This is a genomic window from Acinetobacter sp. GFQ9D191M (assembly GCF_011174875.1).
Classification (GTDB): domain Bacteria; phylum Pseudomonadota; class Gammaproteobacteria; order Pseudomonadales; family Moraxellaceae; genus Acinetobacter.
In genome coordinates, this window is sequence record NZ_JAALGV010000068.1 from 1 (window position 1) to 26153 (window position 26153).

A 26153-nucleotide genomic window follows, 5' to 3' on the forward strand; every position below is an offset into this window, starting at 1 on the left:
TAACTCAACTGATGGCTCTAGCCCTCTTATTTTTCAAGTCAATTTTTTATCCGCGATTCGGGTAATAAGCTAAATAGATAAAACTCCCATGCTCTATACAATGCCCAAAAAAATCCAGTTTGCTCCATCTCAAGCCAAATGGCAGCTTGCTGCTGCAGATTCAGTTTTGGTCTTGGTTGGGCTGCATAATTTAAGAATGCAGGCCGGGATTCAAGAGTCTGAGCTGATGAATAATCTGATTCAGATCAGCAATAAAGCCAAAGCACTCGATATTCCCATTGTTGACCTGTACGGTGATGATCTGATTCAAGGTATGCAGCAACTCGGTGAATATGCCTCAACCCATCCACAGTTAATCTTTGCAGGCACAATCACCCCAATGTTGAAACAAATCCTGCCACATTTACAAAGTGTAACTGAGCAAATTTGCGTGATTGATGATGCGATCCTATTGCCAAATCAGGAACAGCACATTCAGTGGATTGATAATATTTCGGCACAAGGTTTGCATCATATGAATAGTTATAGCTTGACCCGATTATGGAATCTGAGTGCGCCAGCAGAATATGTGTTGTCGAGCAAAGGTATTATGTTAGCAGTAGCAGAACAGCTGGATATGGATGCACTAGATATTGATCCATATGTAGATTTAAGACAATACGGACTGGACTCTGTAGCAGTAGTCAGTCTGGTTGGCACATGGCGTGCGCATGGTGCTGATCTGCGTTATGAAGATGTGCTGGAACACCCGTCATTACATGATTTAGTGAGCTTTGTAATGCAATCTGCACGTCGATAATCGCTAATTGGGTAATTTTCTTAAAATAATCGGAAATTTCATCGCCATTTACATAAATGCGCATTGTAATTATCACTCAAGCTTTCTATTATGGCCGCCTTGTTTTTCGCGATCAGCGTGGGATTGAACTTTGAGTAATTTTCTAACCGAACATCTGATACATCGTGATGAAGATTTTATGGTCATCCATAAGCCTGCTGGCTTACTCACAGTGCCCGGTAAAACAGAAGATTTACAAGATTGCCTGATCAATCGCCTCATCAAATTAGAACCTAAAACTTTGCTGATCCATCGCCTGGATCGAGACACTTCCGGTATTTTAGTATTTGCCTTAAGCCGTGAAGGGCAAAAATCCATTTCTCGCCAGTTCCAGGAACGCCAAACCGATAAAACCTATCAGGCCATCGTGGCTGGAACATTAGAAGGCAAGGGTACAGTTGATGTGCCTGTCATTTATGATCCAAGCCGTCCACCACTGCATATTGCTGAACCGAATCATAATAAGCCGGCAATTACAGAATGGCTGGCCATCGAACATTTTGAAATTCAGGGGCAAGCAGTGACTCGGGTGAAACTGACTCCGATTACTGGTCGTTCACATCAGCTCCGTGTACATATGCAATATCTCGGACATCCGATTATTGGCGATACCTTGTATGCGACGCCAAAGCAGCAACAGCTTAGTCCGCGTCTATGCTTACATGCCGAGCGTTTAAGTTTTTATCATCCTAAAACACAACAGTTAGTTGAATTTAATTGTCCGGCTGAATTCTAGGAAATACTTGTTTAATCGACGTGAATTATGCTCACTTTTTAGTGGGCTTTATGTCAAAATACATTGCTTGAAGGTGTGAAATTTTGCTCAAATGACGTTTCGTGATTGAGCCTGATATTCATAATCTTGTACTTAAGATAAAGGTGGAAAAATTGCAGCAATTTGCTATTGGTCAACGTTGGTTATCAGATACTGAAACAGAACTCGGTTTAGGGGTTCTCATTGATGTTGATGAGCGATCGGTCAGCATTTTATTCCCAAAAAGCGATGAAACTCGCGTCTATGCTCGCAGTAACGCACCCTTATCTCGTATCGTATTTAATGCGAATGATGAACTGCAAGATCAGGAAGGTACGATCTGGACCGTTGAGTCAGTTGAAGACCGCAATGGTGTAGTGCGTTATCACGTGGTTCGTACTCTTGAAGATGGTACAGAAGAACGTAAAGCTTTAAATGAAACCCGTGTAGGTGCAACGATCCAGTTGTCTAAACCTTTAGATCGTTTACTGGCTAGCCAGATTGACTATAAAGAGTGGTATGACCTGCGTATTGAAGCCTTGCTGATGCAAGCCAATATGCAAACCAGTCCATTGCGTGGCTTGGTCGGTTCGCGTGTGGGTCTGATTCCACACCAGTTGTATATTGCACATGAAGTCGGTCAGCGTTTCGCGCCGCGTGTTTTACTGGCCGATGAAGTAGGCTTGGGTAAAACCATCGAAGCAGGTCTGATCATTCATCAGCAACTTAAAACTGGCCGTTCTGAACGTATTCTGATCTTGGTCCCGGATTCACTGCAATATCAGTGGATGATTGAGATGCGCCGTCGTTTCAATCTTGAATTCTCCCTATTTGATTTGGCTCGTACTGCATCGATCAAAGAGCATGATCCTGAACTAAATCCATTCCTGACCGAACAGCGCATTATTGCTTCTGTGGACTTGATGGTGGATCACGAAGATCTACGCGAACAGGCGATTGAAGCGGGCTTTGACCTGTTGGTTGTCGATGAAGCGCATCACCTGATGTGGTCTGAGGAAGAAGGCGGCAATGACCGTTATGATCTGATCGAAGAGCTGGCAGAGAAAACACCGGGCGTATTGTTATTGACTGCAACACCAGAACAGCTCGGTGTAGAATCTCACTTTGCACGTCTACGTTTACTTGATCCGCAACGTTTCAGTTCATTGGATCGTTTCCTGGATGAAGAAGAGCAATATCAGCATACCGCTAAAATCGCTGAAGTACTGATGTCAGACCTTCCACTGGAAGCTGAGCATTTCACTGCGATTGAAAGCCTGCTTGGTCATGCGATTGAAGATACCCCAGAGCAACGTTTCCGTGCCATTCATGAATTGCTAGACCGTCATGGTACGGGTCGTATCCTGTTTCGTAACACACGTGAAGCGATTCAGGGCTTCCCGGGTCGTGACTGTCAGCCAGCACCATTGCCAGCGCCAGAAAACTGGTCTAAAGATGGCAAACTACGTGAACAGATGTGGCCGGAAGAATCTCAACTTGATGGCTCGTGGATGGAAACTGATCCGCGTGTAATGTGGTTGATGGAAAAGCTGCGTACTGATCTGAAACACAAAAAAGTATTACTGATTGCCCGTAGTGGTCCAGTGGTTGAAGCACTGGAAAATGTATTACGTCTGCATGCAGGTATCCGTACTGCCATGTTCCATGAAGGCATGAGTCTTTTGGAACGTGACCAGGCAGCAGCTTATTTTGCTGAAGAATCTTATGGTGCACAGATTCTGTTATGTTCTGAAATCGGTTCAGAAGGCCGTAACTTTCAGTTTGCATCAGACTTGATCCTGTTTGACTTACCGGCCAATCCGGATGTTTTGGAACAGCGTATTGGTCGTCTGGATCGTATCGGTCAGGAAAACCGTATCCAGATTCATGTGCCTTATCTGGTGGGTACTGCGCAGGAGCGTATGTTCCGTTGGTATAACGAAGCGCTGAATATTTTCAGCAACATTTCTCCAACGGCGCAAACGCTGCAAGAAAACTTTATTGTTGCCCTGAAAGATTGCTTGCTGGCAGATAAAGGTCAGGAATTTGAAGATCTGCTGGAAGAAGTTAGCGTACAACGTGAAGCGCTTGAAGCCGAGTTGCAGGAAGGTCGTGACCGTCTGCTTGAGTACAATTCTTGCCGTCCCGTCGTGGCACAGGAAATTGTTAATGCGCTTGAAGACTATGATGACAATACCACCTTGCCAATGTTCATGAAGCGTTTTATGGCATCGACCAATATCGACTTTGATGAGCAAAGCAATGGTACGGTGATCATCAAGCCAACGGATCAGATGCAGGTACAAGGTTTGACCCTGGATGAAGAGGGTATGACAGCCACCTTCTATCGTGACCAGGCTCAGATCCGTGAAGATGCTCAATATCTAACTTTAGAGCATCCATTCACTGAAAGCGTGATAGAAATGATCAATACTCAGGGCTTTGGTAGTACCAACGTTGCGGTCTTAAAGTCTGCAGCATTGCCACAAGGTTCTGTATTGATGGAAGTGTGGTTCAAGGTTGATGTGGTTGCACCAAAAGCACTGAACTTACCGTCAAGCTTGCCACAGCAGCTGATCCGTGTATTGCTGAGTGAAAAAGGTCAGGATCTATCTCAGAAGATTGCGCCTGAAATCCTGAAACCATATCTACATCATTTAGATGGCAATAGCTGCCGTCAGGTGGTGAAAGCACGCCGTGAAGTGATTGAAGCGCGTTATCAACAGGCATTGGAATTGGCTTGTTCAGCATTGCCAAACTTCAGGCAGCAGGCTAAAGAAGCGTATGGCAATAAATGGCAGTATGAGATTGACCGTCTGACTTACCTGAAACAGTTCAACCCAAGTATCCGTGAAGATGAAATCGCACGTTTACAGAAGCTGCAAAAAGAAGGCTTGAGTTTGTTAGAAGGTTTATCTGTAACACCTGAAGCGATTCAAGTAATGGTCGTGGTTAAGCCATAAGATCTAATGAATTATGAAAGCAGCTTTCGGGCTGCTTTTTTATGGCTGGAATTAAAGTCATGATTGAGCTTTTGGTCGGGCTGTGCTAGCTGATATTTTCTGTATTGTTTAAAATCAGCACCTCTAAGAATAAGAAATAAAATATCATGTCCAAAGCATTGATCACTATTGGCGCGAAAACCAGCCATGGCGGTATGGTCACTGAATGTGAAAACTCTTTTTTAATTAATGGCATGGCGGTGCATCTGAATGGCATGAAGCATTACTGTCCCAAGTGCCAAACTACCGTGACAGCTATTGCTAGTGATTTATCTACAATAGTCAAAGGCAGGGCTGTAATCATTGCTGGAGATAAAGCCAGTTGTGGAGCCACTTTTTTGCCGATGCAAAACCTGACTATTTCCAAAAAATAATCATCTATATCCAGACATGAGTTCATAGTGACTTAAAGGTCATAGATTGATGAATTTGGTTCTGTAGAATTTTGCATTTCAATATTAAGCTTCTTTCAGACTTTATAAAGAAATGATCAAAGAAAATAATGAAACAGGTTTTGCATTTTACTCATGCCAATGGCATTCCATCGGCAAGCTATCGCAAGTTTTTAAATTATTTTCAGGATGAATATCAGGTCAAGGCAATTCCGCTGATCGGGATGAATCCAGCCTATCCAATTACCAAAGACTGGCGTTATCTAGTAAATGAAGTGATACAGGATATCCAGCAGCAATCTCCGGATCAAAAGGTGATTGGGCTGGGACATTCATTTGGTGGTTTGATAACTTTAATGGCAGCCTATCAACGTCCGGATTTATTTTCCAAACTGGTGATCATGGATCCACCTTTCGTGATTGGTAAAAACAGTGCACTGTTTGAAGTGGTGAAAAAGCTCAACTTAAAAAGTATTGACCGTTTCACTCCGGCAGGTATTACCCTAAAACGTAAGGATTACTGGCCATCTAAACAGGACGCCGTTGAAGCGCTGAGATCGAATCGTCTGTTTAAGCATTTTGATGAGCAATGTTTTCAGGATTATATCGAAAGCGGGATTGTGCCTGATCAAGAGCGTGGAGGGGTAACTTTAGCCATTCCCAAACAGATTGAGGCAGAAATTTTCCGGACTGTACCGGCTTGGTGGTGGCGTACACCAAGAAAACCACCCCAGGTTCCGATACATTTAATCACAGCAGAGCGCAGCCAGTTTTATCAGCAAGGTTTACCACAAGGCATGCATAAGGTTTATCAAATTGATTATTCGGTGGTGCAGGGCGGACATATGTTTCCACTAGAGCATCCGGAAATGACGGCAAACCATATTAAAGCCAGATTGAAGAAGCTTTAATCTTGGTAATAAAAAAGACTCATAAAGAGTCTTTTTGGTGTCTAGCTTAACGGATTTGGGATTGATCCAGATGACGTGCGCCTTCCAGAATCATGCGAATCATGATCATGGTTTGTTCGGCAATTTCCTTACGGTCTTCAGGTGCCATATCGATCACATTGGCACCCATATTAAATACCAGTTGGGTAATCGCTCTGGCCGCAATCTCGGGATGAAATAATTTTTTATTATTTAGTCGTTCCAGACGGATCAGGTCTTCCTGAAGCTCCTGCTGGAAATAATTCAGTTGGCGTTCGACTGCCTGTTTATAAGATTTTGAACCAGTATAACCTTCACGTAATAACAGACTTAAATTGCCTTCATCAGCATCCAGCTGGGCAATAAAGACTTCAACAGAGCTACGGATAATACTGTTCTGTTTCGATGCTTTTAGGCGGGACTCATTGAGAATCTGACGCAGCACGATCCCGGCACGATCAATCAATTCAATCGCCAGTTCATCGATATCTTTAAAATGACGATAAAAACTGTTCGGAGCAATTCCAGCCTCACGAGCAACTTCACGCAAGCTTAAAGATGAAATACTTTTTTGTGGTCCGATCAGGTTTAAAGCAGCCTGGAACAGTTCTTCCTTGGTAATGGTCGCTTTACGGCCCACACTACGGACAATAATGGGCTCATCAATGCTTTTCGATGGTAAAGACGCGTCACTGCTTATTTTCATTGAAGGCTCATTCATGAGGTGATTAGTAAAAGGCATTAACACATTATAACGAAGGCGGTCCAGCTTGTGAAATGATTAGAAACAATACAAATGTATATACAAATATATATACAAGTGTATAATAATTAAAAATCCAAGGTGATGTCTAAAACGATGCCTGTACTCGAAAAGCTTAAAACACCATTAAATACGCTGAAAGAGAGTGTGATTGATCCGTATGCAATTAATTTCTGGATGCAGAAATTAAATCCTTTATGGTCGATGAATCAGCCCTTAGGCAAGATTGTGCGCAAAGAAAATGCTGCGCAGGATATGTTGAGCCTGACGATTCGTGTCAATCATTTATTCCAGTTCGGTCAGGCGGGCCAGCATCATCCTGTATTTGTGGTGGTGAACGGCATTCGTTATGAACGTAGCTATAGTCTGACCCGTATTGATCAGCAGCATGTTTTATTGACGGTTAAAAAAGTGAATGCAGGTAAGGTTACCACCTGGTTTGCTGAACAGGCTGAAATCGGCGATATCATTGAATTCGGTCAACCTTTCGGTGACATGACTTTGCCAGAACAGAGCAGCCCATTGCTTTTACTTGCTGCGGGTAGTGGTATCACCCCAATGCTAAGTATGCTGGAAGCTTTAAAAGATAAAGCTGACCTGACTGCACCAGTGACTTTATGGTATTGGGTCAAGAAAAATCAGGATGCTGCTTTTATTGCACGTTTTGAAGAGCTGGCACAAAAGTTTTCAAACTTTTCTTATCAGGTATTTGCAACTCAGGAACAACCGGTTGCGCCGCGTCTTGATGAATCTTATCTAGATCAATTGCAGGCATTGGAACACAGCACAGTCTATGCATGTGGACCATCAGGTTTTATTGCGACTGCGGAACGACTGTTTGCTTCAGCAAAACTGTTCAAAAGTGAAGCTTTCAGCATGAGTCTGAGTGATGAGGCTGATACCGGTTTTGTCAATGTAACCCTGACTCAATCGAAAAAAATCGTCACGATTCCTAAAGGCCAGTCGATTCTGGTGAGTCTGGAACAGCAGAATATCCGACCGACCCATGGCTGTCGTATGGGCATCTGTAATAAATGTGCCTGTAATAAAGCGGAAGGTTCAACCAAGAATCTGGTCAATGGTGCACAAAATACCGAGCCAGGTAATCTTTTAAAAATTTGTGTTAACTCAGCGCAGACTGACCTTGTCATCGACTTATAAGCGAGTTTTATCCTATGAATATGCCAGTAAAATTACAGTATTTTAAAAATCCTAAAAACCGTGAACTGACCCAATCTGAGCTAGATGAACTTGCACGTGAGCTTGATGCCATCAAACAGGAAGTGCTGGATGATTTAGGTGAAAAAGATGCCAAATATATCCGTCGCGTATATTCGAGCATCCGTTATTCATCAATTGCAGGTCGTGCCTTATTATTCGCAGGCTGGTTTCCGCCAGCATGGTTACTAGGTACAGGCTTATTAGGCTTTGCCAAAATCATGGAAAATATGGAACTGGGTCATAATGTCATGCACGGTCAATATGACTGGATGAATGATCCGAAGCTCAATGGCCAAACCTACGAGTGGGATATTGTAGGAACTTCAGACAACTGGCGTCAAACTCATAACTTCAAGCATCATACCTATACCAATATTAAAGGCATGGATGATGATATCGGTTATGGCTTATTGCGTTTGTTCCCTGAGCAACGCTGGAAACCAGGTTATTTATTACAGCCAATCTACAGTATTCCATTTTGCTTACTGTTCCAATGGGGCGTAGCTATTCAAAACCTTGAATTGGGTAAATACTTCAAAGGCCGTAAAACCAAAGAGCAAACCCTTGAAGAATGGAAGCCAATGCAGCGTAAAATTGGCAAGCAATTATTCAAAGATTATGTATTCTTTCCATTGATTGCAGGTCCTGCAGCATTACCGGTATTGACAGGTAACTTGGTGGCAAATGGCCTTCGTAATATCTGGACTTTCAGTATTATTTTCTGTGGTCACTTTACTAAAGATGTAGAAGTGTTTCCGAAAGCTGTCATGGAAAATGAAAGCCGTGGTCACTGGTATATGCGCCAGATTCGTGGTTCTTCAAACTTGACTGGTTCTGAAGCGTTTCATATTTTGACTGGACATTTAAGCCATCAGATTGAACATCACTTATATCCAGATGTGCCTGCACGCCGTTATCGTCAAATGGCGCCAAAAGTAGAAGCAGTATGTAAAAAATACGGCTTAAACTATAATAATGCCAGTCTGGTAAAACAGTATGGCAGCGTGATTAAACGTATCGTGAAATATGCGTTTCCGTTTAAGAAGTAAGATAGATTTCAATAAAAAAACCGCTATTCATAGCGGTTTTTTTATTAGTCTCAGTTTAATTAATTATTTTAAGCCCAGACTCAGGTAAAGTCATTTCAAGTAGTGGAAGTACTTTATCTCGGCCTTCCAGATAAGCATACTGTGCAAGGCTTAACATTGCCTCATCTTCCTCACTATTCCCATAAGCATAAATTTCAGCATAATCTTCTAAATTATATTTTTCCAAGATTCTACTTTTCTTCTGATCCTTACTACAATCAGGTGTGTTGTATAAACCTGTCATTTTGCCTGTCAGAATTTCTACTTCACTACAAATCAGGTCAATGCCTAAATAAGTACAAACCGGTTTTAAATATAAATCTAACGAGGCTGAAACGAGAACGACTTGATGTCCGAGTTGCTGATGTTGTCTAAGTTGCATTAATAGCTTGGGATTCAATCTTAAAACAAGCCGCTGTGCATATTCTTCGGCAAGCTGCTGAATTTCATGCGCATGACTATTTCTGAACATGGTGTAGTACAGTTTTGGTCGCATCGCATGAGCAGGATAGAGCTTAAAATAGTAAGCCTGAATCCAAGGCAGAATACGAATGCCGCGTTTTAAAATCTGCCTTTTCTTTAAGGCATAGAAAATGAACCCTGTAAAACTGTCATAAGGATACAGGGTTCCATCAAAATCAAATAAGGCTAGAGTTTTATATTTTTGATGCGGCGCATGCATGTTTGATAACGACCATCGACACGGCTGGCAAACCAGTTAGTATTATACTCACGACTCAATTTTGGGCCTGAGATCACAACTTCTGGCATCATTGCATAAATTGGCTCTTTACCGGTTTTTTCTTGATAAAGTTTACTGATGCCACGATAAGTCATAGTATCTTCAAAATCTTTAACTTTTTCTTTTTTTAAATCCGCTCGAATCTGACGTTCAGTAATAATAAAATTATTTTTTGCAAAAACGCTGATGAGCTCTCGTTCAGATTGACTCTTTTGTGAGCGAATCGCGCCATCTTTAGTATATAGTAGTAAATCGCCATCCAGGCTCAATTCGGCATCGGTTAAGCTATTTAACATGCTCTGGAATGCTGCATTACGGCTGGAATACATCCCAGAGTTATAATCAGCAAAGCGATAAATCGGTTTTTCATAATCCGCAGGGTACATCATCAATCGATGAATCCCATAATACAGTCCACCATACTGGCTATACAGGTCACTACGCAAATCAGCAATACTGCCCCCTTGACGTTTATATTCCTTGGCATAGCTGATATGAACCTGCATGGAACCCAAAGTTGTAATCGGATTCATTTTTTCGCCAATATTTTGTCCAAATAGTTTGGCTGCACCTGTCAGTGCACTTACATGATAATGCTTGGCCATGTAATCAAAGATTTCACGATAAAGTTCATCTAATTGACGTTCGGTTTTAACCCGGCGCATCTGGCTTAGATAATTGTCTTCTGGACTTGGCTGGTTTTTCAGTACATCCTGGAAATATCCTGCAACTGTTCCACCGATACTTTCACCGAGTTTATCTTTAAATTTTTCTTCCAGACGTTCCTGAACTTCTTTAACGGCTTTTTCACCAAGACCAGGAACTACCGGGTCTGCATTAAAGTTAGATTCCTGATCGACAACTGCCACGATTGAACAGATATTCTCTTTGGTTTGTGGAATACCGAGCTGGTCAGTGATGTCATAAATATCTTGTGCCCAGGATTCACGCTGGCTGACACGGCCTGGAATGGCTTTGCGAATATGTTCAACTTCAAGAGTTGGTTCATCATTTGACCACCATGAACCATTGCCGCACCCTACAAGGCTAATAGATAAAGCAAGTAGGGATAAGGACTTAAGAGAAAAAGCTTGAGCAAAATATTTGTTCATGGTGTCGTAAATAAATTGAAAAGATGAGTGAACAAGGCAGATGCAGTATACTATGCCCATCAGAAAAGTGATGAATTTATATGTATATTGGTCCCTATCAACTGTCAAATAATTTGATTGTCGCTCCTATGGCAGGTGTCACCGATCGTCCATTTAGAACCTTATGCAAGTACTTTGGTGCAGGTCATGCGGTCAGTGAAATGATGACTTCTGACAAGACCTTGCGCATGAGCAAAAAGAGCTTATATCGGGCGAATTTTGATGGTGAGCTGGCACCAATCTCAGCTCAGATTGCCGGTTCTGATCCGCATGACTTAGCTGAGGCAGCACGCTATCAGGTCGCAAATGGGGCACAAATTGTTGATATCAATATGGGATGTCCAGCAAAGAAAGTCTGTAACAAGCTGGCCGGTTCTGCCTTGTTAAAGGATGAAGATCTGGTTGCACGTATTTTAGATGCAGTTGTTGCTGCAGTTGATGTTCCTGTGACTTTAAAAACCCGTTTGGGCTATCTCAACGGTCATGAAAATATTCTGCGAGTTGCAAAACGTGCTGAAGACGCGGGGATTGCAGCGCTGGCATTACATGGTCGTACTCGTGAAGATATGTACCTCAATACGGCACGTTACTCCTTAATCAAGGAAGTGAAAAGAATACTGAATATTCCCGTGATTGCGAACGGAGATATTGATAGCCCTGAGAAAGCCAAATATGTACTGGACTATACAGGTGCAGATGCCATTATGATCGGCCGTGCTGCACAAGGCCGTCCCTGGATTTTTCGTGAAATTGCACACTATTTAAAAACCGGAGAGCATCTGGCTGCGCCAAGTATTGCTGAAGTGAAAGATGTGCTATTAGGGCATTTATCCGAGCTTTATGAGTTTTATGGTGAATATTCAGGTTGCCGTATTTCGCGTAAGCATATTGCCTGGTATACCAAAGGTCTACGTTCCAGTAATGAATTCCGTCAAAATATGTATCAGGTAGAAAACACTGCCGATCAATATAAAGTGGTGGAAAACTATTTTAATAGATTACTGGAACATGGACATATCATGAGCGATGTACAGGTGAATCAGGTGAATCTGCTAGAAACCAAATAAAAAGAGAGATTTCCTAGTTCTTCTAAAAGGTACTGTAGTAAATACAGTACCTTTTTTATCTTATAGCTAAAATTTTATATGCTTCCGTTACATTAAAGACTGTAGTGAACATAGCCGCATATTAAGTTCACTGAAACTGGACAGGATATGGACATTGTTTACGTGAAATTGCTCTAAGCTGAATTTCTAGCATGGCAAGATGTTTATTCAATCTTGTTCATTCTCATGATCAAGGGAGATCTATAATGACAAATACCAATCGTCCAGTTACAGACTTTGGCAATAAAACCTCGACTGAATTACCAGAGGAACGTAGTGACGCATTAAATCAAGATGCAACAGATGCCAGTGCTCGACCAGATTTGAATTCACCTCAAAAAGATAATCCTCGTGTACCAGATATGAATGAAGGCGAGAACAACGTACTTGCTACCAGTGCAGGTACTTTAGGCGGGGCAGCAGTTGGAGCGACTGCCGGTCTGGTGGGTGGTCCTCCAGGGGCAGTAGTAGGCGGTATCATTGGCGGTGTTGTAGGCGGTATTGCAGGGAATGATATTGCTTCACCTGATCATCCGAAACAGACGGATAGCTACGAGCATCCAGAAAATCATCCAGAGGCAGATAATTATCAGCATCCGGACACGATTAAGCAGGAAGATGATTACTGGAGAACTGAGCATACCAACCGTCCGTATTATACCGAATCACGTACCACCTACAGTGATCTAGACTATGATCGTGACTATCGTGGTGCTTATCGGGTGGGTTATGAAAACCGTCCGCTATATGATCGTCAGACTAACTTCGAACATGCCGAACCTGAATTACGAACCAAATGGGAACAGGTAAAAGGTGAATCTCGTTTGAATTGGGAAGAAGCAAAATTTGCGATCAAAGATGCTTGGCATCGTATGACGCGTTAAAGAATCGATATAAAAAACCTCTCCGTGGAGAGGTTTTTTATTTTTAAAATAAATTTTTTTTATTTCTGTTTCATTTCCAGTACTAATTGATTAATTAAATCAGAGGCTTCCATCTCACGAATTTGCGCCACATTTGAACCTGCCCAAAACGCGCCATAACCCTGATCACCATGTTTGGACGCTGCTGCATGTAACTGCTTGGCCAGATCATAAGTATATGGATAGGCAGGTACATCCAGACGATCAGGAGTGTCTATATCTATATGCCAGTGATTGATGATGCCACGCGCTGGACGGCCGGAAATGCTGGCACTAACTTGAGTCAGCGGCTTGGACAGTAGCGCTTTACGATAGGCGTCATTGGCATTGGAAGATTTACACTGAACAAATGCCGTGCCTAATTGTACTGCTTCAGCGCCAAAGTCCATCATCTGACGTGCTTGTTCACCATTCATGATTCCGCCTGCAGCAACCACCGGCAATGAAAAATGCTGTTTTATTAACTTGACCAGATTAGAGGTTTTGACTGAGGCATCAAACTTGGTGCTAAAGATACCTCGGTGACCTCCAGCCTCAATGCCTTGAGCAATGATGATATCAATCCCTGCCTCTTGAATGGCTTTGGCCTCAGCAAAATTGGTGGCAGATACCATCGTCAGAATACCGGCATCTTTTAGAGCCTGAACCTGATGCGGAAGAGGAATGCCAAAATGAAAGCTGACCGCACATGGTCTGGTTTCCAGAACCAGATTCAAGAAATCATCATTGTCTTTAAAACTTGGGTAAATACAGTTCAATTGAGTAGGTGGATTAATTCCGTATTCAGCAAATTTATCTTTAAACTGGTCAATCCAGGCTTGAGCTACGTTTTCATCAAGAGGCTGGCTGTCATGACAGAAAAAGTTAACCTGAAACGGACAATCTGTAAGTTCCTGAGTTTTTAAAATCTGCTGACGCGCAGACTCTACGCTGCTGGCTCCCAAGCCGAGCGAACCAAGACCACCCTGATTTGAAACTTCCGCTGCCAGTTCAGGTGTCGAAACGCCTGCCATAGGGGCTAAAAAAATAGGATGTTTTATTCCAAGTTTTTCTAATAAAGACATAGATTTGCTCCCTGTTACTCTATCTACTTTGCCTATAGCCGCAGAATTAAGCAAATCATATTGGTTATTTTATTTTGAAATAATGCTGTATGGATAACGGTTCAATTACATTTCTTACGACATGAGATGTCGCCACAAAGACAGGAAAGCTATAGTGCAGAACAGGGAAAATTTATAATAGGTTTTTAGCCAACAACTTGCTGAAATCATGTCTGATCGTATCCGAGAAAAACTACAAATTTTAGCTGATGCTGCCAAATATGATGTGTCCTGTTCATCGAGTGGCAGCAACCGTAAAAATAAAGACAAAGGCTTGGGCAATACCGGAAATGGAATCTGTCATAGCTATACCGAAGATGGTCGCTGTGTCTCATTACTAAAAATACTGTTTTCAAATGTCTGCATTTTTGACTGTGCCTATTGCGTTTCTCGTCGTTCCAATGACGTAAAGCGTGCTGCATTTACCGTGCAGGAAGTGGTCGATCTGACCATGAATTTTTATCGCCGTAATTATATTGAAGGGCTGTTTCTCAGTTCGGGAATTTTTAAATCAGCAGATTACACCATGGAGCGGATGTTGCAGGTGGTGAAAAAGCTGCGTCTTGAAGAAAATTTTAATGGTTATATTCATCTCAAAACCATTCCCGGAGCATCGCAGGAGATCATTACTGAAGCGGGTTTATATGTCGACCGGATGAGTATCAACCTGGAAATGCCAACCGAAGCAGGCTTGCAAAAGTTTGCTCCAGAGAAAACCCATACAGAAGTGCAAAAAGATCTGGGAATTGTACGGGATCGCTTAATCCAGTTGAAAGATGAACGTAAGATCATCAAATCCGTTCCCAAATTTGTTCCCGCAGGACAGACCACGCAAATGGTGGTCGGTGCGCATAGTGAAACGGATAAAGATATTATTTTGATGGCTGATCGGCACTACAAGGAATTTAAGCTGAAACGCGTGTATTTTTCTGGCTATATTCCGATTAATCCCGAAGAAAAAGCCTTACCTGCAATCGGCTCAGCGCCACCCTTATTAAGAGAAAATCGTCTATATCAGTCTGACTGGCTGATGCGTTTTTATGGTTTTTCAGCGGATGAAATTGTGGATGACCAGCATCCAAATCTGGATCTGGATATTGATCCAAAACTGAGCTGGGCTTTACGCCATCCGGAGGCCTTCCCGGTTGATATTAACCGAGCCGACTACAAGATAATATTACGCGTGCCTGGCATTGGAGTACGTTCTGCCAAAAAGATTGTACAGGCACGCCGTTTTGGTCAGATTCATATCGATCAACTGAAAAGGATGGGCGTGGCGTATAACCGGGCGCAGCATTTTATTCGCTGTGCAGATACACCGAAATTTAAAAAGGAGCAGCAATCCCAGCAGATTCGCCAGCAGATTTTACAAGCGGGTCAGTCCAAATATCAGCAGCAACTGTCACCTCAACTGGGATTTGGTTTCTGATGGCACACTACTGTTTTGATGGCACCATGACCGGTTTATTAAGCTGTGTATTTCGGGCTTTTGAATTTAAAGAGTTTGATGTCAAAGTGACGGCTAATCCGCAGGCCCAAAATGGCCTATTCGATGATTTTATTCATGTGGCCTCGAATGAAAGTCATGGGCAGCGGGTCTGGCAAGGCTTAAAACAGAAAATATCATCCAGTAGTTTAAAAGCCTTTTATTATGCTTTTCTTTCTGAAAAAGAACAGGCATTTCAGAACCTGTTCGATTTTGCAGTTTATGTATTTCAAAATCAGCGGCCGGTTGATAAAGATTATGGCCATCATGCAGTCATCGGAATGTCACAATGGATGAAACAGGTCGGGCGTGAAAAGCATCGTATGGAAGCTTTTGTCCGCTTCAAAAAGGCCAAAGATGGATTGTTTCTCAGTCTGGTCAAACCGGATTTTAATGTACTGCCGATTATTTCCCGACATTTTAAGGAACGTTACCAAGACCAGCGTTGGCTAATTTATGATGAGCAGCGCCAGTACGGCATCTATTACGATTTAAATGATGTGCACCAGATAGAGATGAATGCAGAAATAGTTGATCCACAAATCCGGATTGGACATAGTCAGTCTTTTAGCATTGAACTGGATGATGAAGAAGTACTCTATGATCAGCTTTGGAAAGATTATTTTAAAAGCGTGAATATTCAGGCACGACAAAATATGAAGCTGCATATCCAGTATGTACCTAAACGTTATTGGCGTTATATGAATGAGAAAGTACTTTAAATAAAATCTTCGCCCAGGTTTAAGGCATAATAACAGCTAATATTTAGATCGAGTGTATAGATATGAAGGTATGGCTGGCATCATTAGCTATGGTAACTGGATTGGCCGCATGTTCAGCAGAGCAACAGAAAGTAGCAGTAGATCCAGGTAAATATCAGGTTAAAAGTGCACAGGAATTACAGCAACGTTTTAATGATCTAAACAGTAAGTTGGCACAGGACTTTCAGCAATTTAAAAAAGTAGAAAGTATTGCCTTTTCTCATCAGCTGCCTTTGGATGTGAATAACCTGCAAACCTTGAATCAGCATCCTGTCAGCCGGACTGCGCTAAAATCCAGTAAAGTGGCCTATTGTGACATGATGAATGGTTATTTTGCCGAGATGTATCGCTTGGGACATTATAATCTGAATCTGGTCGACAAGATCCAGTTACCTAAAGCCGAGAATGAAGACCTGAAATCCAATTTTGCATCTAGCGATCAGTTCTATACTTTTATTCTGGACCGTTATACGACTTATCGCCAAGTTCAACAGACCATGAATTATGGCTGTAACTTAAAAGCTGCGTTGTAAGTATTAAGCTATAAAAAAGCCCATCACAAAGATGGGCTTTTTTATTTAGCAACCAGTCAGTTTTTCTGGTTGAGGTTTCTCACCGGGGAAGAAAATTGGACGAAGTTTTACCCCAAGCCCATTTCCAATGAATGCGAAGACCAGCCATAACCAGCCATGTACACTGCCAGAAGCAATACCACTAAAATAGGCCCCGATATTACAGCCATAAGCCAGACGAGCGCCGTAGCCAAGCATCAAACCGCCAATAACCGCAGCAACCAATGAACGTTTTGGAATATTGAAGTTTGGAGCAAATTTACCTGCCAGACTGGCAGCCAATAATGCACCAAGCATGATGCCAAAGTTCATCATAGACGTAATATCGAACCAGAGCGATTCAGATAAGGCTTTGGCATTGGCTGGTTGCTGCCAATACGCCCAAGAGGCTACATCAATTCCAACAAAACTTGCAGATTTCGCGGCCCAAACAGCAAGGGCAGAAGTAACTCCCCATGGACGACCAGCCAGCGCCAAAGTAGCAAAGTTAAGCAGGGTTAAAATGATTCCACCCCAGATTAATGGCCATGGACCACGTAAAAAGCGTTTCCAGCCCTGATGCTGGCTTCGAGCTTCAATTTCCAGGTTGCCATGACGTTTCTTTTCAAAAAAGATAGTTGCAGTAGCAATAACAGCAAAAATGACAAAGCTCAAAACAAGTGCAGGAATGACACCAAAACTTTCTACAATGGAGATGGGTGCGAAATGGGGTAGGTTAAACCACCAGTCAATATGCGAAGTCGCAATCAGTGAGCCAGCACAGAAGAAGAACAGAGTTACCAGCATACGGGCACTACCACCACCAACGGTATAAAGTGTGCCTGATGCACAACCGCCACCGAGCTGCATACCAATCCCGAAAATAAATGCCCCGATTACCACAGAAAGTGAAACCGGACTGACAAAGCCTTGAACTGGATTACCGAACAATTCACCTGCGCCTAAAGCAGGGAAAAATAGCAAGACAGCAAGACCTAACATGATCATTTGGGCACGTAAGCCACGACCACGACGTTCTTTAATAAAGACACGCCAGCTGGAGGTGAAACCAAACGAGGCATGATACAAGGTCATACCCAGTGCACCACCCACTAGAAATAATAGAGCCTGGTTCAGACCTACGATGTGATAGGCACCGACAGTTCCTAATACAAGTAAAATAAAAGCCACCAAGACCGAGAGATTCGATCGCTGGGAAGACGCAGCAATAACAGACATGGGAGATCAAGTTTTAAAAATAAAGTCGCGTATATTACGCAATTTCTCACTAAAATGGGCTGATCTAGAATTTCTAAGAGCCAATTAAACATCCTGATAACTGATAATAATTATGACTTTAAATGATATAAGGTCGTAATTATTTCAAAAGATATCAGCTTAATTAGAACAATCACCTGCCTAATAGTGAAATGTATAAAAAGTTTAAAAGCCTGCAAAGCAGGCTTTTAAAGCTTTAGATCTTTAAAAGCCTGCAAAGCAGGCTTTTAAAGATCTAAAGCTTTAAAAATTAATTTTCAGCTTTCTCACGTACTTTGCCTGCACCTTCTTCAATAGCACCCGCAGTTGCAGCAGTCGCGTTTTTAGCGGCTTCAGCAGTGGCATCGGCTGCTCGAGAAGTCGCAGCTGCAGCTTCATCAGCGGCACGGGAAGCATTTGCAGCCGCATTATCCATGGCTTGGTCAGTTTCCTGAGACGCCTCATGAGTGGCATCTTCCATATCATGGCCGGCTTGAGTAGCAGCATTTTCTAAATGTTCGCCAGTTGTCGCACCTGTTTCAGGATTTTCTTTCTTATTACAACCCACTAAAGCAACGGTTGCAGCTAAACCCAAAGCAACAAGTAATTTATTCATCGTGTCATATCCTTTGTAGTTGTAAGGTCGAAAACAGTCTAGCGAGTATTTATTTGAATTTATGCTAATAATTAGATCAGAATTTGTTCACTAAATGTAATTTTTATAAAGGCTTATACAATTTTTGCCAAATATAAATCGTCTGATTATTTGAATGTATTTTCTTACAACCCTTATATGGATTGCTTCTCACTGCTTATAAAGAATAAGTTTATCCGTTTTAATATGAGTTTTAGATGTAACAAAACACAACTATTTCCAGCTCAATTTTTGTCAGGCTAAAAGTAGAAGTCATAAAAAAGCCCGCATAAAGCGAGCTTTTAAAACTTGAAAACTTATAGACCAGCAGATGCTTTAAGTGCTTCGACTTTGTCAGTTTTTTCCCAAGTAAATGCAGTATCTGAACCTTCACGACCAAAGTGACCATAAGCCGCAGTCTGTTTATACATTGGCTGGATCAGGTTCAACATACGGGTAATACCGTATGGACGCAGGTCAAAATGCTCACGTACCAATTGTACGATCAATTCATCCGACACTTTGCCTGTATTGAAGGTATTGATTGAAATTGAAGTTGGCTCGGCAACACCAATTGCATAAGACACCTGAATTTCACATTTATCAGCAAGACCCGCAGCGACAATGTTTTTCGCAACATAACGGCCTGCATAAGCAGCAGAACGGTCAACTTTTGATGGATCTTTACCAGAGAATGCACCACCACCGTGACGGGCCATACCGCCGTAAGTATCTACAATGATTTTACGGCCAGTCAGACCACAGTCACCTACAGGACCACCGATCACAAACATCCCGGTCGGATTGATGTGGAATTTGGTGTCTGCATGGAACATGTCGGCAGGAATGATTTTTTTCACGATTTCTTCAATCACAGCTTCTTTTAAATGAGCTTGTGAAATTTCAGGATCGTGTTGAGTTGAAAGCACAACAGCATCTAGACGAACAGGTACGCCATTTTCATAAGCGAAAGTCACCTGGCTTTTTGCATCTGGACGTAACCAAGGCAATGTACCGTTACGGCGTAATTCAGCCTGTTTTTCCATTAAGCGGTGCGCATAAGAAATTGGCGCAGGCATTAAAACATCAGTTTCACGGCTGGCATAACCAAACATCAAGCCCTGGTCACCGGCACCTTGATCTTCAGGTTTCTGACGATCTACACCCTGAGCAATTTCAGGAGACTGTTTACCGATCATGTTGATGATCGCACAAGTCGAACCATCAAAGCCAAGGTCAGAATGATGATAACCAATACTGTTAACGGTATGGCGGACAACCGCTTCAAAATCGATGTTCGCAGTTGTTGTGATTTCACCGGCAAGTACAACCGCACCTGTTTTTACAAGCGTTTCACAAGCAACCCGTGCGTATGGGTCTTCTTTTAAGATTGCATCCAAGATAGCATCACTGATTTGGTCAGCCATTTTATCTGGATGGCCTTCGCTTACAGATTCCGAAGTAAATACAGCGTACTCGCGCATAGTCCTATCACAGTTAAATTTAAAGACCCGATATGTTACATCGACTTGTGCTCTAGGACTAGCGCAACTCGACAAAATTGCACGAAATTGTTTCAAATTATTGTGCTTTTATTTGATTATTGGAATTAAAAAAACTGATATGCCTAATTAAACAGCAGGGTAAATTCATTTAATAAACTTAATAAATAGTTTGTGAATTGATAAGAGACGCTTATTAAGCAGTGATATTTCCAGATAAATTCGCAGAACCAAATACTAAGAAAAATATAAAAATTAGAGTGTTTAAAATATCAAGGAAAGTGATCATTCTATTAATAACTTAAGGCGGGTGTATTGATCATACGACAGACAGCCTTGCTGCAAATAGTACGACTCTGCATAGTAGCTTCAAGCCTTCAGAAACCGCCTGTCAGGAAGTGGCGAAATCTTTTGGTATGGACTTGTTTAAAAGACTGTACGGAGATGGAAAAGCATGTATCAAAAGGCGTTTACCTTGATTGAAGTCATGATTGTACTCACAATTATTGCCATTCTGGCGACAGTAGCAGGCATGAGTTATCACAGTTATGTCGTGCGAAGCCAACTAGCGGAGGTTTTTGAGCAGGCAGGTAGCTATCGAACTCAATTTATTGCCTCTGATGGACATTGTGATGCGGGCCGTCAAATTGGCAGCGGAACCCAATATATTGAAAAAGTCGTGATCAATGCAGCTTGTCGAATTGAATTTAAGTTCCGACAGGATGGGGTAGATACGGCAATCCGTGGCAAATCCATCGCCTTTGATGTCTATGGCGGCAGTTGTTCTTCGAGCGATATCAGTCAGCGTTATTTACCTAAAGAGTGTCGAGGACAATGATTTTCGTGGTATCGACTAGCCTGATTGAACTTCAACCTTTATCTTTTCATGTCTGATGATCTTGGGCAGACATTAGATATTCACATATGCATTTTTATAGCCTGGAAAAGATCATTTAGTTAAATCTGGATCTTCTGTTTTGATCCCTATATGCATGTATCCTGAAAAGGAATTCAGCATATTGTAAAAGTTTAATTTATAAAAAATAGTTAAGAATAATCCCAGATTTATCATCTTATTAGAATTTAACTTAGACTCTAGTCAATCAATGCACCTTAAAAGTGCAGAATATTTATCCGATAGGTAAATACAAGATCAATAAATTGATAAATATTGTAGGCTAGTCTTTACCCCTCGCTGTTTTTTTAAGACAATAGACGGCAGTTTTGAAAGTCTTTTCATCATTTCCTATTTCTTCTGAATTTATTTGGACGCTGATTTATGACAACCCCGCTTAATGAACGTCGTATTGCAAACGCAATTCGTGTATTGGCAATGGATGCTGTGCAAAAAGCAAACTCAGGACATCCAGGTGCTCCAATGGGGATGGCAGATATCGCTGATGTGGTTTGGCGCGAATTCTTAAACCATAACCCAACAAATCCGAATTGGGCTAACCGTGACCGTTTCGTATTGTCGAATGGCCATGGCTCTATGCTTCAATACGCACTTCTTCATTTAACGGGCTATGATCTTTCAATTGAAGATCTTAAAGCATTCCGTCAACTTCATTCTAAAACTCCAGGTCACCCAGAATTGGGCTATGCACCGGGTATTGAAACAACCACTGGCCCATTAGGCCAAGGTATCGCAAATGCTGTTGGTTTTGCACTGGCTGAAAAAACTTTAGCAGCGCAATTCAACAAGGAAGATATCAAAGTTGTAGATCACTACACTTACTGCTTCCTGGGCGATGGCTGCTTGATGGAAGGTGTTTCTCATGAAGCATGTTCTTTGGCAGGTACTTTAGGTCTGGGTAAGCTGATTGCTTACTATGATGACAACGGTATTTCGATTGACGGTGAAGTTGAAGGCTGGTTCTCTGACGATACAGAACAACGCTTCAAGTCTTATGGCTGGCAAGTGATCAAAGTTGACGGTCATGATGCTGATGCAATCCGTCAAGCCACTGTTGAAGCAAAAGCTGAAGTGAATAAACCAACCATCATCATGTGTAAAACAGTGATCGGTTTAGGTTCACCAAACAAACAGGGTAAAGAAGACTGTCACGGTGCTCCTTTAGGTAATGACGAAATCGTATTGACTCGTGAAGCTTTGGGCTGGTCAGATGAAGCGTTTGTCATTCCTGAAGATGTATACGCAGCTTGGGATGCCAAAGATAAAGGTTCACAAGCTGAAGCAGCATGGAATGAAACTTTTGCCGCTTATGCAGCAAAATATCCAACTGAAGCAGCTGAATTAAAACGTCGTCTTTCTGGTGATCTTCCAGCTGACTTTGTTGCAAAAGCGGATGCTTATATCGCTGAAGTAAATGCAAAAGAAGAAACCATTGCTACACGTAAAGCGAGCCAAAATACGTTACAAGCTCTTGTGCCTTCACTACCAGAAGTACTAGGCGGTTCTGCTGACCTTGCAGGTTCTAACCTGACACTTTGGAAAGGTGCACAAGGCGTACAGGACAATCCAGCAGGTAACTATGTTCATTACGGCGTACGTGAATTTGGTATGACTGCGATTGCCAATGGTGTAGCATTGCATGGCGGTTTCATTCCTTATGTAGCAACATTCCTGATGTTTATGGAATATGCACGTAATGCAGTACGTATGTCTGCGCTGATGAAACAACGTGTGATTCATGTCTACACTCACGATTCAATCGGTCTGGGTGAAGATGGTCCTACACACCAGCCAATCGAACAAATCGCATCTTTACGTGGTACACCAAACCTGAATACATGGCGTCCATGTGACACTGTTGAAGCAGCGATTTCCTGGAAATCTGCTTTAATGCGTTCAGAAGGTCCAACAGCGTTGATCTTCTCTCGTCAAAACCTGCCATTCCAAACGCGTACTCAAGCACAAATTGAGAATGTAGCGAAAGGTGGTTATGTTCTGGCTGAAGAAAAAGGTGAATTGAAAGCGATTATCATTGCGACTGGTTCTGAAGTTTCTCTTGCGATGGAAGCTTATGCACAGCTTGAAGGTGTACGTGTCGTATCTATGCCATGTGCTGAAGAGTTTGTGAAACAGGATGTTGCGTATCGTGAAGCGGTTCTTCCTTCAAATATTCGTGCGCGTGTAGCGGTTGAAGCTGCACATGTGGATTACTGGTGGAAATTTGTAGGTCTGGATGGTCGTGTGATCGGTATGACTACTTATGGCGAATCTGCACCTGCTAAAGACCTGTTTAAACACTTCGGTATTACAACTGAAGCTGTTGTAACAGCTGTAAAAGAGATTACTGCTTAATCAACTGATTAAGTCGTTTTTTAAGGGCGCCCCAGTTTTGGGGCGTCTTTTGTTTTTTCGCTTTCTAGCCTTGTTTTCATGTGGCAACCGCTAAAAAGTGTTCTCCCATAATTGAAATGAAAGAGTGAGATAAACATGAGCTTGTATGAACAAATTAGTGATGAAATTACTTTAATGGATGCAGGCGAGCAGAAATGGATCGGGCAGGATCTCCCCCTTGAAGCAATGGTTGCGGTTGAGCTATTACTTCAGGAAATGGCTGAAGAAAAAATCATTAAAGTACGTCGCAAGAACCATGAAAAGCATTCTGGTTTGAAACAGGTGGATCGTATTCTGGTTGAAAAACTTTAATAGAAAATACTAAAAGTCCCTGAGCGGGGCTTTTTTTATATCGGATGATTTTCATCTGGCAGTTGCTTATGAACATTAGATAAGATAAATCTAAGTTCGTGCCATCATAAAAACTTAATGACTCATATCGTAAATAATTGACTTAAAGATAATGAAAGACATAAACCAAAGAAGTTACTCAATATGGAAATATCATCCCAGATCCAGATCAAATCTCTAGAGCAAATATCACAGCCCGAATGGCTGTTTTTATGGAAAGGCTATCAAACCTTTTATGAGGCGCAAATTTCGGAAAAAATCAGTGAAAATACCTGGGCCAAGCTCACTAGTCCTGGACAGGACAATATGTATGGTTTTGCTGCACTGATTGATGGAAAAGTAGTCGGGCTAGTTCATGTGGTTGAGCATGACAGTAGCTGGACAGTAAGACCATATGCTTATTTGCAGGATCTATTTACCTATCCGGACTATCGCGGACGGGGCGTGGCGCGAAAGTTGATTCAGCATGTCTATCAGGTAGCGCAGCAGCGTAATTGCGACCGGGTTTACTGGCTGACTCAGGAATCAAATCATCAGGCGCAAGCGTTGTATAACAAAGTCGCCAAGAAAACTGGATTTATTCAGTACCGTATGGATTAAAGCTCAAAAAATTAAAAAAATAACTTACAATTTTATCGTTTCATTGCTGCAACAAAACGTTTTATCTTTAAGGCTGTAAACGGTTCCAGATTCTATACACTTAATAACATCCAAAACGTGAGATAAAAACATGAATTTAAAAACATTAGCATTAGGCTTGGCGGTCGCATCTGTAGCAACATTTTCTATGGCAAAACCAGTGGCTTATACGATTGACCCGACTCATTCAGCAACGGTTTTCTCTTGGAGCCACTTTGGTTTCTCTACACCATCTGCAAACTTCAGTGATATCCAGGGTACGATTAATGTTGATAATGAAAAACCTGCGAATTCTTCGGTCAATGTGAATATCCCGGTTGCAAGCATTAATACGAATGTGAAAGCGCTGGATGACCATATTAAGACAGCAGAATTTTTTGATGCTGCCAAATATCCGAATATCACTTTTAAAAGTACTAAAGTTCAGGCTTTAGGCAAAAACAAATACAAAATCACCGGTAACTTAACCGTGAAAGATGTCACTAAACCTGTGGTACTGGATGCAGTTTTAAATAAACAAGGCGTACATCCAATGACCAAATTACAAACGATTGGTTTTAATGCAACCACTTCATTTAACCGTTCAGCCTTTGGGGTAGGCGGCTATGTTCCAAATGTGGGCGATAAAATTACAGTGAACATTACTACCGAGGCTTCTGTACCTGCTCCGAAAAAGTAAGAATGACAAATTAAGAAAGCACCCAATAGGGTGCTTTTTTATTACGGTTATTTAAGTTGCAGGTTTTCTAAATAATGCATCAATACCGAACTGGCTGCCTGTTCAAGCGCGGGTGCATAGCTTTGATGATCCGCCCGCAAGGTGGGGATATTGATTTGGGCTTTGCGTAACTCACAGGTATGTCCAATCAGCCATTTCTCTAAACTTTCACTGGATACTTCAGCATGAAATTGCAGAGCCAGAATATTTGATCCTAAGCGAAAAGCCTGATTTGGGTAGAGATTGGAACTGGCTAATAATTCAGCCTGTTTAGGCAGATCAAAAGTATCGCCATGCCAGTGTAGCACTTCAATATTTTCCAAGGCTTGTAGTGGATTATTTTCAGTGGCTGGAAGAGTGAGCTTAGACCAGCCAATTTCTTTGCTATGTCCTGCATAGACTTTAGCACCGAGTGCATGAGCAATGAGTTGAGCACCCAGACAAATACCTAAAGTGGGTAAATTCTTTTCTAAACGCACTTTAAGTAAGTCTATTTCTTGTTGTAAGAAAGGGTAGTCCTCCGTTTCATAAACACCAACTGGACCCCCTAAAATAATTGTCAGACCTTTATATTCATACGCTTTACGCAGGTCATCAATACCGGCTTCAAAATAGCGAACACGTAATCCCAACTGATAAAATACATCTTCCCAGGCACCTAGGTCTTCAAAAGCCAGATGTTGAATGGCATATACGGTATCGGGGAAGTGATCAAGGTTCAGCATAGCAGTCAGGTCTAAATGGAAAATATTTATTTAACGTTATTCTGCAAAAAATTAGAAGTCTTTTTAATCCGGTGATTTAGCCTTAGGTAGGTGATTCATCCGAATCGGCAATCCTATGTAAGACTATAACTCCGCTTTGTATCAATATGCAGCGATATTTTCCTTTTCTATAAAAAAGGCGTTAGAGTAGAAAGCAGTGGATAATCATAA

At 41.9% G+C, this 26153-nt stretch carries 25 protein-coding genes; 17 read left to right on the top strand and 8 right to left on the bottom strand.

Annotated features, from left to right (window positions below; all coding sequences use genetic code 11):
- Positions 1-88: 88 nt before the first annotated feature.
- The 5 genes from G5T77_RS10335 (at position 89) to G5T77_RS10355 (ending at position 5897) form a co-directional block, all read left to right on the top strand.
- On the top strand, positions 89-799 hold the full coding sequence (locus G5T77_RS10335) for a phosphopantetheine-binding protein (protein ID WP_166135113.1): 711 nt from the start codon (positions 89-91) through the stop codon (positions 797-799).
- A gap of 130 nt (positions 800-929) precedes the next feature.
- Positions 930-1574, top strand: a complete 645-nt coding sequence (locus tag G5T77_RS10340) for an RluA family pseudouridine synthase (protein ID WP_166135116.1) — start codon at positions 930-932, stop codon at positions 1572-1574.
- Between the two features lie 143 nt (positions 1575-1717).
- The gene (gene rapA / locus G5T77_RS10345; RefSeq protein ID WP_166135119.1) at positions 1718-4555 is read left to right on the top strand and encodes an RNA polymerase-associated protein RapA; all 2838 of its coding nucleotides are present in this window, start codon (positions 1718-1720) and stop codon (positions 4553-4555) included.
- Positions 4556-4701: 146 nt separating this feature from the next.
- Positions 4702-4968: a PAAR domain-containing protein gene (locus G5T77_RS10350; protein WP_004786323.1), complete on the top strand. Its 267-nt coding sequence runs from the start codon at positions 4702-4704 to the stop codon at positions 4966-4968.
- Between the two features lie 128 nt (positions 4969-5096).
- Complete coding sequence (locus G5T77_RS10355; protein WP_166135122.1) at positions 5097-5897, top strand: alpha/beta hydrolase; 801 nt, start codon at positions 5097-5099, stop codon at positions 5895-5897.
- 46 nt (positions 5898-5943) lie between these two features.
- Here the strand turns inward: G5T77_RS10355 and fabR are convergent, their stop codons facing one another.
- Positions 5944-6621 carry an HTH-type transcriptional repressor FabR gene (gene fabR, locus G5T77_RS10360; protein WP_004786319.1) on the bottom strand — a complete coding sequence of 226 codons (678 nt, stop codon included), beginning with the start codon at positions 6619-6621 and terminating at the stop codon, positions 5944-5946.
- Positions 6622-6774: 153 nt separating this feature from the next.
- Between fabR and G5T77_RS10365 the strand changes: the two genes are divergently transcribed.
- Both G5T77_RS10365 and G5T77_RS10370 read left to right on the top strand, forming a co-directional pair.
- Positions 6775-7839: a ferredoxin reductase gene (locus tag G5T77_RS10365; RefSeq protein WP_166135125.1), complete on the top strand. Its 1065-nt coding sequence runs from the start codon at positions 6775-6777 to the stop codon at positions 7837-7839.
- Positions 7840-7853: 14 nt separating this feature from the next.
- Positions 7854-8948, top strand: a complete 1095-nt coding sequence (locus tag G5T77_RS10370) for an acyl-CoA desaturase (RefSeq protein ID WP_004786314.1) — start codon at positions 7854-7856, stop codon at positions 8946-8948.
- A 55-nt stretch (positions 8949-9003) separates the two neighbouring features.
- On the opposite strand, the gene G5T77_RS10375 is transcribed toward G5T77_RS10370, so the two are convergent.
- Complete coding sequence (locus G5T77_RS10375) at positions 9004-9669, bottom strand: HAD-IB family phosphatase (protein ID WP_166135128.1); 666 nt, start codon at positions 9667-9669, stop codon at positions 9004-9006.
- Positions 9636-10841: a DUF1615 domain-containing protein gene (locus tag G5T77_RS10380; RefSeq protein ID WP_166135131.1), complete on the bottom strand. Its 1206-nt coding sequence runs from the start codon at positions 10839-10841 to the stop codon at positions 9636-9638. Before G5T77_RS10380 ends, G5T77_RS10375 begins: the two co-directional genes overlap by 34 nt.
- Positions 10842-10921: 80 nt before the next feature.
- Here G5T77_RS10380 and dusB point away from each other — a divergent pair, with 80 nt between their 5' ends.
- Both dusB and G5T77_RS10390 read left to right on the top strand, forming a co-directional pair.
- Positions 10922-11947 carry a tRNA dihydrouridine synthase DusB gene (gene dusB, locus G5T77_RS10385; protein WP_166135134.1) on the top strand — a complete coding sequence of 342 codons (1026 nt, stop codon included), beginning with the start codon at positions 10922-10924 and terminating at the stop codon, positions 11945-11947.
- A gap of 245 nt (positions 11948-12192) precedes the next feature.
- On the top strand, positions 12193-12870 hold the full coding sequence (locus G5T77_RS10390; protein ID WP_166135137.1) for a hypothetical protein: 678 nt from the start codon (positions 12193-12195) through the stop codon (positions 12868-12870).
- A gap of 59 nt (positions 12871-12929) precedes the next feature.
- Here the strand turns inward: G5T77_RS10390 and G5T77_RS10395 are convergent, their stop codons facing one another.
- Positions 12930-13973 carry a nitronate monooxygenase gene (locus G5T77_RS10395; RefSeq protein ID WP_159123757.1) on the bottom strand — a complete coding sequence of 348 codons (1044 nt, stop codon included), beginning with the start codon at positions 13971-13973 and terminating at the stop codon, positions 12930-12932.
- Positions 13974-14181: 208 nt separating this feature from the next.
- On the opposite strand from G5T77_RS10395, the gene G5T77_RS10400 reads away from it, so the two are divergent.
- From G5T77_RS10400 to G5T77_RS10410, 3 genes are all read left to right on the top strand, one after another.
- Complete coding sequence (locus G5T77_RS10400; protein ID WP_166135140.1) at positions 14182-15441, top strand: putative DNA modification/repair radical SAM protein; 1260 nt, start codon at positions 14182-14184, stop codon at positions 15439-15441.
- Entirely contained in the window at positions 15441-16220 is a 780-nt protein-coding gene (locus G5T77_RS10405) for a TIGR03915 family putative DNA repair protein (RefSeq protein ID WP_166135143.1), read from the top strand. Before G5T77_RS10400 ends, G5T77_RS10405 begins: the two co-directional genes overlap by 1 nt.
- Positions 16221-16282: 62 nt before the next feature.
- Positions 16283-16792 carry a hypothetical protein gene (locus G5T77_RS10410; RefSeq protein WP_166135146.1) on the top strand — a complete coding sequence of 170 codons (510 nt, stop codon included), beginning with the start codon at positions 16283-16285 and terminating at the stop codon, positions 16790-16792.
- 45 nt (positions 16793-16837) lie between these two features.
- On the opposite strand, the gene G5T77_RS10415 is transcribed toward G5T77_RS10410, so the two are convergent.
- The 3 genes from G5T77_RS10415 to metK all read right to left on the bottom strand — a co-directional run bounded on the left by G5T77_RS10415 (position 16838) and on the right by metK (position 20185).
- Complete coding sequence (locus G5T77_RS10415) at positions 16838-18049, bottom strand: YeeE/YedE family protein (RefSeq protein WP_166135149.1); 1212 nt, start codon at positions 18047-18049, stop codon at positions 16838-16840.
- A 289-nt stretch (positions 18050-18338) separates the two neighbouring features.
- The gene (locus tag G5T77_RS10420) at positions 18339-18683 is read right to left on the bottom strand and encodes a hypothetical protein (protein WP_004786283.1); all 345 of its coding nucleotides are present in this window, start codon (positions 18681-18683) and stop codon (positions 18339-18341) included.
- 335 nt (positions 18684-19018) lie between these two features.
- The gene (metK, locus tag G5T77_RS10425; RefSeq protein WP_004786281.1) at positions 19019-20185 is read right to left on the bottom strand and encodes a methionine adenosyltransferase; all 1167 of its coding nucleotides are present in this window, start codon (positions 20183-20185) and stop codon (positions 19019-19021) included.
- Positions 20186-20657: 472 nt separating this feature from the next.
- Here metK and G5T77_RS10430 point away from each other — a divergent pair, with 472 nt between their 5' ends.
- The 5 genes from G5T77_RS10430 to G5T77_RS10450 all read left to right on the top strand — a co-directional run bounded on the left by G5T77_RS10430 (position 20658) and on the right by G5T77_RS10450 (position 25179).
- A complete protein-coding gene (locus tag G5T77_RS10430) occupies positions 20658-21041 on the top strand; it encodes a prepilin-type N-terminal cleavage/methylation domain-containing protein (protein ID WP_166135152.1) in 384 nt (127 codons plus the stop codon).
- 441 nt (positions 21042-21482) lie between these two features.
- Positions 21483-23471 carry a transketolase gene (gene tkt, locus G5T77_RS10435; protein WP_166135154.1) on the top strand — a complete coding sequence of 663 codons (1989 nt, stop codon included), beginning with the start codon at positions 21483-21485 and terminating at the stop codon, positions 23469-23471.
- Positions 23472-23606: 135 nt separating this feature from the next.
- Entirely contained in the window at positions 23607-23822 is a 216-nt protein-coding gene (locus tag G5T77_RS10440; RefSeq protein WP_004786275.1) for a hypothetical protein, read from the top strand.
- A gap of 183 nt (positions 23823-24005) precedes the next feature.
- Positions 24006-24461 carry a GNAT family N-acetyltransferase gene (locus G5T77_RS10445; protein ID WP_166135157.1) on the top strand — a complete coding sequence of 152 codons (456 nt, stop codon included), beginning with the start codon at positions 24006-24008 and terminating at the stop codon, positions 24459-24461.
- Between the two features lie 130 nt (positions 24462-24591).
- Positions 24592-25179 carry a YceI family protein gene (locus G5T77_RS10450; RefSeq protein ID WP_005235180.1) on the top strand — a complete coding sequence of 196 codons (588 nt, stop codon included), beginning with the start codon at positions 24592-24594 and terminating at the stop codon, positions 25177-25179.
- Positions 25180-25226: 47 nt separating this feature from the next.
- Here G5T77_RS10450 and G5T77_RS10455 read toward each other — a convergent pair whose 3' ends face one another.
- On the bottom strand, positions 25227-25943 hold the full coding sequence (locus tag G5T77_RS10455) for a glutamine amidotransferase (RefSeq protein ID WP_166135161.1): 717 nt from the start codon (positions 25941-25943) through the stop codon (positions 25227-25229).
- Positions 25944-26153: the final 210 nt, after the last annotated feature.